The 12,940-nt window shown below is 68.4% G+C and carries 11 protein-coding genes; all 11 read left to right on the top strand.

Going from position 1 to position 12,940, the window contains the following annotated elements; genetic code table 11:
• Positions 1-4: 4 nt before the first annotated feature.
• Positions 5-724, top strand: a complete 720-nt coding sequence (locus tag BM288_RS03600; protein WP_404799683.1) for an FHA domain-containing protein — start codon at positions 5-7, stop codon at positions 722-724.
• A 15-nt stretch (positions 725-739) separates the two neighbouring features.
• Positions 740-5,290, top strand: a complete 4,551-nt coding sequence (locus BM288_RS03595) for an FtsK/SpoIIIE domain-containing protein (protein ID WP_092915904.1) — start codon at positions 740-742, stop codon at positions 5,288-5,290.
• A gap of 93 nt (positions 5,291-5,383) precedes the next feature.
• Positions 5,384-5,680 (top strand): WXG100 family type VII secretion target, encoded by a 297-nt coding sequence (locus tag BM288_RS03590; RefSeq protein ID WP_092915902.1) that lies wholly within the window; start codon positions 5,384-5,386, stop codon positions 5,678-5,680.
• 111 nt (positions 5,681-5,791) lie between these two features.
• Positions 5,792-6,145: a hypothetical protein gene (locus BM288_RS03585; RefSeq protein WP_092915900.1), complete on the top strand. Its 354-nt coding sequence runs from the start codon at positions 5,792-5,794 to the stop codon at positions 6,143-6,145.
• Between the two features lie 26 nt (positions 6,146-6,171).
• Positions 6,172-7,413: a hypothetical protein gene (locus BM288_RS03580; RefSeq protein WP_092915898.1), complete on the top strand. Its 1,242-nt coding sequence runs from the start codon at positions 6,172-6,174 to the stop codon at positions 7,411-7,413.
• Positions 7,414-7,440: 27 nt separating this feature from the next.
• The gene (locus BM288_RS03575) at positions 7,441-8,118 is read left to right on the top strand and encodes a hypothetical protein (protein ID WP_092915896.1); all 678 of its coding nucleotides are present in this window, start codon (positions 7,441-7,443) and stop codon (positions 8,116-8,118) included.
• Positions 8,115-8,801 carry a hypothetical protein gene (locus BM288_RS03570; protein ID WP_092915894.1) on the top strand — a complete coding sequence of 229 codons (687 nt, stop codon included), beginning with the start codon at positions 8,115-8,117 and terminating at the stop codon, positions 8,799-8,801. Before BM288_RS03575 ends, BM288_RS03570 begins: the two co-directional genes overlap by 4 nt.
• Positions 8,798-9,532 (top strand): hypothetical protein, encoded by a 735-nt coding sequence (locus BM288_RS03565; protein WP_092915892.1) that lies wholly within the window; start codon positions 8,798-8,800, stop codon positions 9,530-9,532. Before BM288_RS03570 ends, BM288_RS03565 begins: the two co-directional genes overlap by 4 nt.
• 233 nt (positions 9,533-9,765) lie before the next feature.
• Positions 9,766-10,140 (top strand): 30S ribosomal protein S12, encoded by a 375-nt coding sequence (gene rpsL / locus BM288_RS03560; protein ID WP_055787040.1) that lies wholly within the window; start codon positions 9,766-9,768, stop codon positions 10,138-10,140.
• Positions 10,140-10,610 carry a 30S ribosomal protein S7 gene (gene rpsG / locus BM288_RS03555; RefSeq protein ID WP_092915890.1) on the top strand — a complete coding sequence of 157 codons (471 nt, stop codon included), beginning with the start codon at positions 10,140-10,142 and terminating at the stop codon, positions 10,608-10,610. Before rpsL ends, rpsG begins: the two co-directional genes overlap by 1 nt.
• Positions 10,611-10,688: 78 nt before the next feature.
• Positions 10,689-12,803, top strand: coding sequence for an elongation factor G (gene fusA / locus BM288_RS03550; RefSeq protein ID WP_092915888.1), 2,115 nt, complete (start codon positions 10,689-10,691; stop codon positions 12,801-12,803).
• Positions 12,804-12,940: the final 137 nt, after the last annotated feature.

Here is a 12,940-nt window from a genome sequence, read left to right as displayed (position 1 = left end):
GCAGGTGCCAGAGCTGAAGCTCGAGTTCGCGGGGGAGTGGATCACGCTCGACCCCTCGCAGCCGTTCGTCATCGGCCGCGAGGGCGATCTCACCGTCGACGACAACCAGTACCTGCATCGCGAGTTCCTCGAGCTCCGGAACCAGGACGGCCTGTGGTGGCTCTCGAACCTCGGCTCCAGGCTGTCGGCGACCATCTCCTCCGGCGGTGGCGCGGTGCAGTCCTGGCTGTCGCCTGGTGCGCGCCTGCCGATCGTCTTCTCCGAGTGCTCGATCGTCTTCACCGCCGGACCGACGACGTACGAGCTCGGCCTCCACTCGCAGGACGCCTCGTTCGCCATGTCGACCGAGCACCGGCGCCGCTCGTCGGGGGAGACGACCGTCATGCCGGTCGGCCTCACGCAGCTGCAGAAGCTGCTGATCGTCGCCCTCGCCGAGCCGATGCTCAGCCGCGACGGCGTGGGCGTGAGCGAGCTGCCCTCCAGCGGCGCAGCGGCGGCCCGGCTCGGCTGGACGATGAGCCGGTTCAACCGCAAGCTCGACAACGTCTGCGACAAGCTCGACCGGATGGGCGTGCAGGGGCTGCGCGGCGGCGTCGGCAAGCTCGCCAGCAACCGGCGAGCGCGACTGGTGGAGTACGCGGTGTCGTCGCAGCTGGTGACCCGCAGCGATCTGCCGCTGCTCGACGACCCGGCGCTGCGCGACGCCGACGACAACCAGGACTGACCGGAAGGGCGCCATATGAAGGTCAAGCTGACGCTGCATCGGCCGACGGTGGATCCCACCGACGTGGTCATCACCGCCGATTCGACGGCGACCGTCGCCGATGTCGCGCGGCAGATCGCGCTGGCAGACCCGGCCAAGAGCATCGCCTTCGGCGAGTTCGACACCCTCACCCTCGCGGTGGCGCCGCCCACGGAGCAGCAGCTGGTCGAGCTGCAGCCGGATGTGCTGGTCGCCGAGGCGGCCATCGGCTCGGGCTTCCATGCGTCGGTGGTGAACCTGGGTGCCAACCCGCGGCGCTTCGGGGAGGCATCCGGCACCGCGCCGGAGGCGGTCGTCGTCCTGCGCGCCGTCGGCGGCGCGCTGCGCGGGCAGGAGTTCCAGCTGCCGAAGGGGCACTGGCGCATCGGACGCGACGCGGGCAACGACATCGTGCTCGACGACGCGCTGGTCTCGAAGCGCCATGCGCGCATCGAGGTGGGCACGCACATCGAGCTGGTCGACCTCGGCTCCTCGAACGGCATCCTGGTCGACGGCGAGCTCGTGATGCGGCTGACGGTCGTCCCCGGGCAGCCGTTCACGATCGGCGACTCGGAGTTCGTCGTGCAGCTCGCCGGCTCCTTCGACGCTGCCGGCGACGACCCGGTGCTCGAGCGCGGCGGCGCGCTGATGTTCAACCGCAGCCCGCGGGTCGAGCCGCGCTTCCCCGGAGAGGCCATCAAGCCGCCGCGGCTGCCGAAGGAGATCACCGACAAGCTCTTCCCCTGGCCAATGCTCATGACGCCGATCCTGATGGCCGGCGCGCTGTATGCGATGACGGGTCGTGCGCGGTCGATCCTCATCGCCGTGATGACGCCGCTGATGTTCCTCGCGAACCACTTCAACCAGAAGCGGCAGGCCGGCGGGCGCCAGCTGCATGAGAAGCAGGTGTTCGAGAAGCAGTACGAGGATCTCGAGGAGCGCTTCTACCGCGAGCAGCCGATCGAGGTCGAGATCCGCAACCAGGAGGCGCCGCCGGTCGCCGAGGTCTTCGAGCACGCCATGCGGCTGGGGCCGATGCTCTGGACGAGGCGGCCGGAGCACTGGAACTTCCTGGGCGTGCGGCTGGGCTCGTGCCGAGCCGAGTCGCGCCTGACGATCCGCGACGTCGAATCCGAGGAGTCCGAGGGCCTGCCGGAGTTCGAGGAGCGCGTCGAGCGGCTGCGTGAGCGCTTCCGATACGTCGACGACGTGCCGGTGTACGAGTCGCTCGCGGCATCCGGCTCCATCGGCGTCGCGGGCCCGAGAGGACTGGCGGCGGATGCGCTGCGCTCGATCTCCGTCCAGCTCTTCGGGCTGCACGCGCCCAACGAGGTCGTGGCAGTCGCGCTCTGCGGGGCCGACTGGACCGAGCAGCTCGACTGGCTGAAGTGGCTGCCGCACACCACGAGCGAGACGAACCCGTTCAAGGACCTGCCGCTCGCCGACTCCGCCCCTGCGGGCGCAGCCCTGCTCAACTCGCTCGAAGAGCATGTGATGAAGCGCACGAAGGCCGCCGAGCCGCGCGGTCCGCTCGACGACACCTGGACGCCGATGGACTACGGGACCGACGTCTCGCGGGCCGCAGAGAACAGGAAGGCCAAGCCGCCGGTGTCGGTGATCGTGATCGTCACCGATGACGCCCCGGTCGACCGCCCGCGCCTGACGCAGATCCTGGAGCGCGGGGCGGATGTCGGCGTGCACGGCGTCTTCGTGGCGCCGACGGTGGAGTCACTGCCCGCGGCCTGCCGCAGCTTCGTCGACGTCACCGGCGGTCTCGAGGATGCTACGGCCGGATCGGTGCGCGCCGGTGAGGCGAAGCGCCCGGTGGTCGTGGAGGGGGTCTCGCTCGAGTACATGAGCATGTTCGCCAAGCGGCTCGCGCCGGTGATCGACTCGAGCATCGTGATCAACGACAGCTCCGACATCCCGAACGCCGTCATGTTCCTGTCGCTGGTCGGCGACGAGGTGGCAGCGGATGCGGGTGCGGTCGTCGACCGCTGGCGCCAGAACTCCACCATCATCGACCGCTCGGGCGCCCAACTGCCGCGGCTGAAGCGCGCCGGCACGCTGCGCGCCGTGATGGGACAGGGCGCGAGCGACGTCATGACGCTCGATCTGCGCACTCAGGGCCCGCACGCACTGGTCGGCGGCACGACCGGCGCCGGCAAGTCGGAGTTCCTGCAGGCGTGGGTGCTCGGCATGGCGGCCGCGCACAGCCCGGACCGCGTCACGTTCCTGTTCGTCGACTACAAGGGCGGCAGCGCGTTCGCCGACTGCGTGGAGCTGCCGCACTGCGTCGGCTTGGTCACCGACCTCAGCCAGCACCTGGTGCGCAGGGCGCTGACGAGCCTGAAGGCGGAGCTGCACCATCGCGAGCACCTGTTCAATCGCAAGAAGGCGAAGGACCTGCTCGAGCTCGAGAAGCGCCAGGACCCGGAGACGCCTCCGGCGCTGGTGCTGGTGATCGACGAGTTCGCGGCGCTCGCCAAGGAGGTGCCGGAGTTCGTCGACGGCGTCGTCGACATCGCCCAGCGAGGTCGTTCGCTCGGCATCCACCTGATCATGGCGACGCAGCGCCCTGCCGGCGTCATCAAGGACAACCTGCGGGCCAACACCAACCTGCGCGTGGCGCTGCGCATGGCCGACGAATCGGATTCGCGCGATGTCGTGGACGACACCGTCGCAGCCTCGTTCGACCCGAGCATCCCCGGTCGCGGCATCGCGAAGACGGGTCCCGGACGCCTCGTGCCGTTCCAATCGGCCTATGCGGGCGGCTGGTCGGGCAAGGACGAGGTCGTCGTCGCCGAGGTCAAGGTCGCCGAGCTGCGATTCGGATCGACCGCGGTGTGGGAGATCGAGCGTGTCGCCGAGTCCGACTCCGAGGACGAGGACCTGGGTCCCAACGATCAGAAGCGGATCGTGCGAACCATGATCGACGCGGCGGCCAGCGCCGCGATCCCTGCGCCGCGCCGACCGTGGCTCGATGACCTCGACACGACGATCGACATCGTCTCGCAGCCGCTCGAGGGCGACGGGAAGGTGCTGCTGGGCCTTGCCGATCTGCCCGAGCGGCAGGCGCAGCTGCCCACCTACTTCGATGCCGATCGCGACGGCTCCATGATCGTGTTCGGGGCGTCGGGATCCGGCAAGTCCTCCGTGCTGAAGACGATCGGCACGGTGGCCGGTCTGCGGCCGGAGCTGGGCCTGGCCGAGGTCTACGGCCTGGACTTCGGCACCGGCTCGCTGCGCGCGCTCGAGCGGCTGCCGCACGTCGGCTCGATCATCGACGGCGACGACGCCGAGCGCGTGCAGCGTCTGCTCCGCTCGCTCAACCGCGAGATGGACCGTCGCGCGAAGGCGTTCGCCGACGCCGACGCGGCGAACCTGGCCGAGTACCGCACGATCGTCGACCCGAAGGCCACGCGGGTGTTCCTGCTGGTCGACAACTTCCCGGAGTTCCGCAAGGACTGGGAGATCCCCGCGGCGCGGTCGCCGTTCTACCGGATGTTCATGCGGGTGCTCAGCGAGGGCCGCAACCTCGGCGTGCACGCCGTGCTCGCGGCGGATCGGGCGGGTTCGGTCGGCGGCAGCGTGACCGGCAACATCTCGAGGAAGATCGTGCTCCGTCTCGCCGACCCGAACGGCTACCTCTACCTGGGCGTCGCCCGCGACGTGCTCGACGAGTCGTCGCCGGCCGGCCGGGCGCTGCTCGACGGGTCGGAGACCCAGCTGGCGGTGATCGGTGGCACCTCGAACGTGGCGGAGCAGGCGAAGGTGCTGGATCAGATCGCTGCCGACCTGCGAGCGGCAGGCGTCGCCGATGTCGACGAGATCGGGGCGCTGCCGACGCGCGTCGCACAGCGCGACCTGGCCGACAGCGTCGACGGCCTGCCGGTGTTCGGGATCGCGGAGGACACGCTGGCAGCACGCGGCTTCGACCCGGTCGGCACGTTCGCCATCGTCGGCCCGCCGCAATCGGGGCGCACGAACGCGCTGCGCGCGCTCGTCACCGCGATGGAGCGCCTCGACCCCGACGTGAAGCTCTTCCACTTCGGTGGCCGCCGCGCGGAGCTGGCCGACTTCCGGCCATGGATCCGCAGCGCCGTGCGCCCGGACGACGTCGAGGAGCTCGCCAAGGAGCTCGCCGAGCTCGTCGTGGACGAGTCCGTGCCCGGCCGCATCGTGATCGTCGCCGAGGACGTCGCGCAGCTGAACGACGGGCCGGCGGAGCGTGCGCTCCGCGGGCTCATGTCCGCGGTGAACAACAGCGACCACGTGCTCTTCGGAGAGGCGGACATCTCCCGTGCCGGATCGAGCAGCGGGACGATCGGTGAGTGGAAGTCGGCCCGCCAGGGCATCGCGCTGCAGCCGGACACCTACGACGGCGAATCGGTCTTCAAGGTGCCGTTCCCGCGGATCAAGCGCAGCGAGTCGCCCGTCGGCCGCGGGATCTTCGTGCAGTTCGGCAAGGGCGTGATGACGCAGATGCCGCTCGCCGAGGCCACGCCGTCCTCGACGCTGCAGACCGCCTCCGCTGCGCATGGGTAGGTCTCCCCATTGAGCGTTCAGGCGAGCTTTCCTAGATTGGTTGCAGTTGGTCCAGACCGGGCCCACGATCCCAGTTGAGAAAGGCGAGGACCGATGGTTGACTTCGGCGCATCATACGACGACATGGAGAGCACTGCCTCCAACCTCGACACCGGCAAGACGGACATCGATGACCTGCTGGACAAGCTGCAGGGCTACGTCGACGAGCTCGTCGAGGACGGCTTCAAGACGCAGCAGGCTTCGGGTGCCTACAAGGATTCGTACACCGACATGACCGAGGGCATGAAGGAAGCCGCCAAGGGCGTCGAGGGCATGGCGCAGGCGCTGCGTGACATGTCGCAGATGATCCAGGACACGGACGAGGGCGCTGCGGCCAGCATCACGGGCTGACACGCTGTCGCCGAGGGGGCCGCGCGAGCGGCCCCCTTTTCGCGCCGATGGCGCAGCGCCTGATGGGGAGGTCTCCCCATTGGCCGGCACTGGGGCGCACCATAGATTTGCATGGACGACGGGCACGCTGCCCACAACGGAAGGGTCATGATGAACGACGTGCTGATCAAGTACGACGAGCTCGGCAGGCTCGTGACCCGGCTGGCCGCCATCATCGAGGAGTTCGAGAACGCCGGCGACCGCTCGGATCTGATCCGCGACGCCATCGGCAAGCCTTGGGACCGTCGCGAGCTCCCCGACAAGGCAGGCGAGTCGGAGTCGCGCTGGGACTACAAGCGGGGGAGGCTCGTGGAGTCGCTCTCCACCATCCATGAAGCGGCCGACGGACTGCACAAGTCGTTCGAGCAGTTCGACGAGGAAGCGGCCTCGAAGTTCGAGAGCGGCGAGCAGCCGCCGAAGAGCTGACCAGGGCACGAGGCAGGGAGACAAGCATGGCGCATTGGCCATACACCAATCAGAGCCGATGGATCATCGAGTTCGAGGGCGACGGCGACGAGATCTGGACCCAGGGCAACGAGGTCTGGCAGCTCGGCTACCGGATGGAGCTTGCGGCCGGCACCTTGCGCGAGCTCGCCAGCGGTGATGACGGACAGCAGGGTGACGCCGTCGATGCGCTGCGGAAGAAGGTCGGCGACGCCGACGACAAGCTCACGCTCGCTGCTGAGCTCTATAAGCCCCTCGGCACTGCACTGAAGACCTACGGCAACGAGGTGCGGAACACCATCAAGTCCCAGGTCGACACCGCCTGCCAGGACGCGCGCGACAAGTGGAACCTCTACGACGGCCTGCCCGGCGACAAGGACGGCACCGACTACTTCCTCGGCATCGGCAAGCCTGAGGAAGGCAGCGATGAGGAGGCCGAGCAGGAGGCCAAGGATCAGGCGAAGCTCGCAGCCTGGGAGGACTGGGAAGACGCCGCAGGCGTGTACGACACCGCCTATGACACTTGGGAAGACGCGTGGGAGAAGGCGATCGGGACGATCGAGGATGCCTTCAGCGACGACCTGAAGGACTCCACCTGGGAGGACTGGAAGGGCAGGATCAACATCGCCCTCGAGATCCTGAAGTGGGCGGGTCTGGTGGTCGGCATCGCCGCGCTCATCATCGGCGGACCGATCGTCGCGGCCATCGCCGCGGCGATCGCCGTCGCGACGCTGGTGCTCACCGTTGTGATGGCTCTCGACGGCGACGGCTCCTGGGGCGATGTCGCCTGGGCGGCGGTCGACCTCATCCCCTTCGGCAAGGCCGGCAAGCTCTTCAAGGGTGACAAGGCGGGCTTCGCTCGGGACATGTTCGCAAACTTCGGCACGAAGCAGCGCGTCGTCACCGACGGTGTGACCAAGATCGAGCCCAACGTCTACCAGAAGGGATGGAGCGCGGTGAAGGACTTCGGCCAATCCGGCGCCAACAAGACCGGCTGGCAGAAGTGGGCGGGCGAGGGCGCGAACACCGGCTGGCAGGACTCGGTCGTGAAGTCGATCACGGGGAAGAACATCAGCGACTGGAGCGACACCGCTGACGGCATGCCCGGCTCGATCTACGAGATGTACCACTCGAAGGTGGGCCACTACCTGAAGATCGAGGGCTGGGGCAACACCATCTACAACCAGGTGACCGGCGACGACCGCGAGAGCCTCCGCAACCGCAACCCGGTCGTCAAGACGGTCTGGTGATCGACCACGGCTGGTAGGGTCGCCGCCGTGACTGGATCCATCGAGCTGGCGACGACGGAGCCGGGCTGGCTGGCGATCCCGGACGAGCTGCCGCAAGCGGATCGCGCGAAGTGGGTCGATGAGTGCGTCGACGAGCTGCAGACCGCCTGGGGCGAGTTGTGGACGCCCGAGGCGGAGGGGCGAGTGCGGCAGATGCTGCTCGCGGGGCTCGAGGAGCGGCCGGATGCGGAGTTCGTCTTCGACGTCTGGCCGGTGTTCCGCACGGTGCGGGTGCGCGTGCAGATCGACATGTTCGCCTCTGCCACCCTGCCCGACTGGCAGGCGGAGGACTTCACCGTCCTCGCCTACGAGGATGCCCCCGTCGGTCCCGGCACCATGTGCGTGCGCATGCACGACCTGGGGACGGGCGACGGGGTCGAATCCACGCTGGTCGACTGGTGCGCGGTCTTCGACGACGGCGAGCGCGCGCTGGTGGTGCTGGTGGAGTCGACGCTGCCGCATCTGCTCGGCCAGATCCTGCCCGGACTCCACGGCATGATCAGCACGCTCAAGGTCACGCTGCCCGATGGCGCGCCCTTCCGGGCCGCCTCGCCCGCTGCGGTGCTCATCGATGACGACGCGATCTGGATGTCGCTGCAGCTCGAGGCCGCACGGCGCGCGGACGATGAGGCATCGTCCGCCGGCGACGGCGGCGAGGAGCGATGAGCGAGCGCGTGCACCGCGCTGAGGCGGTCGAGGACCCGCGCCCGCAGGAGGCTCGCCGCGAGCGCGTCTCCCTGCGTGCGGAGCTCGGTGCGGCCGCGGAGCCCGACTTCGCCCTCACGCTGCCGCGAGGGTGGGCGAGGACGGCGGTCGACGAGGCGGCTGAGGCGATGCTGGCGAAGCAGCTGCGCCAGCGGATGATGCAGGCGGGCCGACCCGACATCGAGGTCGCTGTCCGCCGCATGCTCCGTGAGAGCTTCGCGGCCATGCGCGGCAACGGCGCGGTCGCGGCCTTCATGCCGCTCGACAGCAGCGGCGACGGGCTCTTCGTGCCGGCCTCGATCATCGCCGTCATCCGTCGGGGAACAGCCGAGTCGCCGATCGATGCGTACGCGCAGTTCGCCATCCGCCAGTACGGTGCAGAACCGCTGATGGGCGACACGCGCACGATGCGCTTCGAGACGGAGTCGGAGCAGGAGGTCGAGGGCGAGCAGGTCGTGATCAGCACGACGCACTACCTCACGCCAGTACCCGGCACGCGACGGCGGCGGGCGCTCGAGCTGATGGCCACATACGGCCGGCCGCAGCACCTCTCCCGCGAGGCCGAGAACCCCAGAGCGCTGCATGCGCTGTTCGACATGTGCGCGTCCACCCTGCGGTGGGTGCGCCCGGAGGGAGACCATTGAGCGAGTCAGCGGAGCGGACCAGCGATGCGGTTCGGCATGCCCAGGAGGGCGACTTCAGCAAGGGGGTCGACTACGGGATCCTCGAGTGGCGGCAGCTGCGGCTGACGCCCTCGCTGCGCGGCGGGGCACGCGGGAAGCTGGCCCTCGGCGCGCTGAAGGCGATCGCGATGGTCGCGCCGCCCGCCGCGCTGCTGCTGCCGCTGGGCGGCGACGACTTCGGGAGCATGATGTCGGGCGACGGCTTCGTCGGCGACCAGCTGCAGACCATGGTGCTCGTGACGTTCTGGATCGGCGCGATCGGCCAGGCATGGGTGCTCGTCGACTGGTGGCGTCGCGGACGCGAGCGGAGCGGCGCGGCTGTTGCGATGGGCGTCCTCGCCGTGCTCTCTGCCGTGCTCGCGGTGCCGTGGTTCTCCGGCATGCTGCCGCCCACCTCGTTCGCAAGCCTGATGGCGCCGATCGTGGTGACCGGGCTGCTGGGGCTGGTCGTGGTCATCGCCCAGCTCGCGGCTTCGCGGCCCACGGTGCGCGACCGCAAGGAGATCGCACTGGCGAAGCGGGTGCAGGCGCTGCCCAGCGATGAGCAGCAGGCGCTGCGCGACGAGCGGGAGTCGATCCTGCAGGTGCTGCAGGAGCGGCAACTGGTGGACGCCGTCGGCGCGGAGCGTGCTCGCGCGACGCCGCTGGGGGAGTGGTGGACCCTCGATCGGGACGCCGCGCCGCACGGCTGACGCCCCTGCTTGACCAGATTTCCCCACACCGGTAGCATCGAGCGGGTGTGCGCACATGCGCGCCCTGCGTCATGCGCAGGAAGCGTACGAGTTCACTCGGGCTGCGGAGCCTATCCGCAGACCCCCACGGCATATCCGGGAGCGCGCGAGAGCGTGCGACGGATCACCGATGGAGCCGGCCCAGCCGGACCACCACATCGAAGAGCTGTCACCGTGCAGCAGGAAGAAGCAACGTGCCCACAATCCAGCAGCTGGTCCGCAAGGGTCGGTCGCCGAAGGTCACCAAGACCAAGGCGCCGGCACTGAAGGCGAACCCCCAGCAGCGCGGCGTCTGCACCCGCGTCTACACCACCACGCCCAAGAAGCCGAACTCGGCGCTCCGCAAGGTCGCGCGCGTGAAGCTCTCGAACGGCACCGAGGTCACCGCCTACATCCCCGGTGAGGGCCACAACCTCCAGGAGCACTCGATGGTGCTCGTCCGCGGCGGTCGTGTGAAGGACCTCCCCGGCGTGCGCTACAAGATCGTGCGCGGCGCGCTCGACACCCAGGCCGTGAAGAACCGCAAGCAGGCTCGTAGCCGCTACGGCGCGAAGATGGAGAAGAAGTAATGCCTCGCAAGGGACCCGCACCCAAGCGCCCGGTGGTTGCTGACCCCGTCTACGGCGCACCGATCGTCTCGCAGCTCGTCAACAAGATCCTGCTCGACGGCAAGAAGGGCCTCGCCGAGCGCATCGTCTACGGCGCGCTCGCCGGCGTCGGCACCAAGTCGGGCGAGGACGCCGTCGTCGTGCTCAAGAAGGGCCTCGACAACATCCGTCCGACCCTCGAGGTCAAGTCGCGCCGCGTCGGTGGCTCGACCTACCAGGTGCCCGTCGAGGTCAAGCCGCACCGCGCGAACACGCTCGCGCTGCGCTGGCTCGTCTCGTACGCCAAGGCTCGTCGCGAGAAGACCATGACCGAGCGCCTCATGAACGAGATCCTCGACGCATCCAACGGCCTCGGCGCCGCTGTGAAGCGCCGCGAGGACACGCACAAGATGGCCGAGTCGAACAAGGCCTTCGCGCACTACCGCTGGTGACCTTGATGCGGGCCGCCGTCCAAGGCGGCCCGCATCCACCAATACCAAACGCATCCATCCACTCATCGGAGGAACCCTGTGGCACAGGACGTGCTCACGGACCTGAAGAAGGTCCGCAACATCGGCATCATGGCGCACATCGATGCCGGCAAGACCACCACGACCGAGCGCATCCTGTTCTACACGGGCGTCAACCACAAGATGGGCGAGACGCACGACGGCGGCGCGACGACTGACTGGATGGAGCAGGAGCAGGAGCGCGGCATCACGATCACGTCTGCCGCCGTGACCTGCTTCTGGGACAACAACCAGATCAACATCATCGACACCCCCGGCCACGTCGACTTCACGGTCGAGGTCGAGCGCTCGCTCCGCGTGCTCGACGGCGCGGTCGCCGTCTTCGACGGCAAGGAGGGCGTCGAGCCCCAGTCCGAGACGGTGTGGCGCCAGGCCGACAAGTACGACGTGCCGCGCATCTGCTTCGTCAACAAGATGGACAAGCTGGGTGCCGACTTCTACTTCACGGTCGACACCATCATCAACCGCCTCGGCGCTCGCCCGCTGGTGCTGCAGCTGCCGATCGGCGAGGAGAGCTCCTTCGAGGGCATCGTCGACCTGGTCGAGATGAACGCGAAGACCTGGCGAGGCGACTCCAAGGGTGACGTGAAGATGGGCGCCGAGTACGCCATCGAGGAGATCCCGGCCGAGCTCAAGGAGAAGGCCGACGAGTACCGCACGGCCCTCATCGAGACCGTCGCCGAGACCGACGACGCCCTGATGGAGAAGTTCTTCGAGGGCGAGGAGATCACGGTCGCCGAGATCAAGGCCGCCATCCGCAAGATGACGGTCAACTCGGAGATCTACCCCGTGCTCTGCGGCTCCGCGTTCAAGAACCGCGGCGTGCAGCCGATGCTCGACGCGGTCGTCGACTACCTCCCCAACCCGCTCGACGTCCCGGCCATCCCGGGTCGCGACGTGCGCGACGAGGACGTCATCATCGAGCGCCACGCCGACCGCGACGAGCCCTTCGCGGCACTCGCGTTCAAGGTCGCCGTGCACCCGTTCTTCGGTCGCCTGACCTACGTGCGCGTCTACTCGGGCCACGTGGACTCCGGCGCCCAGGTCGTGAACTCGACCAAGGGCAAGAAGGAGCGCATCGGGAAGATCTTCCAGATGCACGCCAACAAGGAGAACCCCGTCGAGTCGATGAGCGCGGGTCACATCTACGCGGTGATCGGCCTCAAGGACACCACCACCGGCGACACGCTCAGCGACCCCGCCAACCAGGTCGTGCTCGAGTCGATGACCTTCCCGGCCCCCGTCATCGAGGTGGCCATCGAGCCGAAGACGAAGGCGGACCAGGAGAAGCTCTCCATCGCCATCCAGAAGCTCGCCGAGGAGGACCCGACCTTCCGCACCGAGAACAACCCGGAGACCGGTCAGACGGTCATCAAGGGCATGGGCGAGCTGCACCTCGACATCCTGGTCGACCGCATGAAGCGCGAGTTCAACGTCGAGGCGAACGTCGGCAAGCCCCAGGTCGCGTACCGCGAGACCATCAAGGGCACCGTCGAGAAGTACGACTACACCCACAAGAAGCAGACCGGTGGTTCCGGTCAGTTCGCGAAGGTGCAGATCAAGCTCGAGCCGATGGAGGTCACCGCGGAGACCACCTACGAGTTCGTGAACGCCGTCACCGGCGGTCGCGTGCCTCGTGAGTACATCCCCTCGGTCGACGCCGGCATGCAGGATGCGATGCAGGTCGGCGTGCTCGCCGGCTACCCGACGGTCGGCGTCAAGGCGACGCTGCTCGACGGTGCTGCGCACGACGTCGACTCCTCGGAGATGGCGTTCAAGATCGCCGGATCGATGGCGTACAAGGAGGCTGCCCGCAAGGCCCAGCCGATCCTGCTCGAGCCGCTCATGGCGGTCGAGGTGCGCACGCCCGAGGAGTACATGGGCGATGTCATCGGCGACCTCAACTCGCGCCGCGGGCAGATCCAGTCGATGGAGGACGCGCAGGGCGTGAAGGTCGTCAGGGCCGACGTGCCGCTGTCGGAGATGTTCGGCTACGTCGGAGACCTGCGGTCGAAGACCTCGGGCCGCGCCGTCTACTCGATGGAGTTCTCGAGCTACGCCGAGGTGCCCAAGGCCGTCTCGGACGAGATCGTCCAGAAGAGCAAGGGCGAGTGAGGCGCCGGGGCGGCCACGGCGGCGCCCCGGTCCGCACGCCAGCGACTTCGGTTTTCCCTGCAACCGCGGTCGAAGTACGATAGATCAACACCACCCCGAAGGATCGCCGCGGATGCGGCGGTGCACTCATGAGAACA

This window comes from Agrococcus baldri (genome assembly GCA_900114805.1).
Taxonomy (GTDB): Bacteria; Actinomycetota; Actinomycetes; order Actinomycetales; family Microbacteriaceae; genus Agrococcus; species Agrococcus baldri.
Note: the sequence above shows the minus strand (reverse complement) of the source record. Positions and strands in the feature narration are given on the sequence as shown.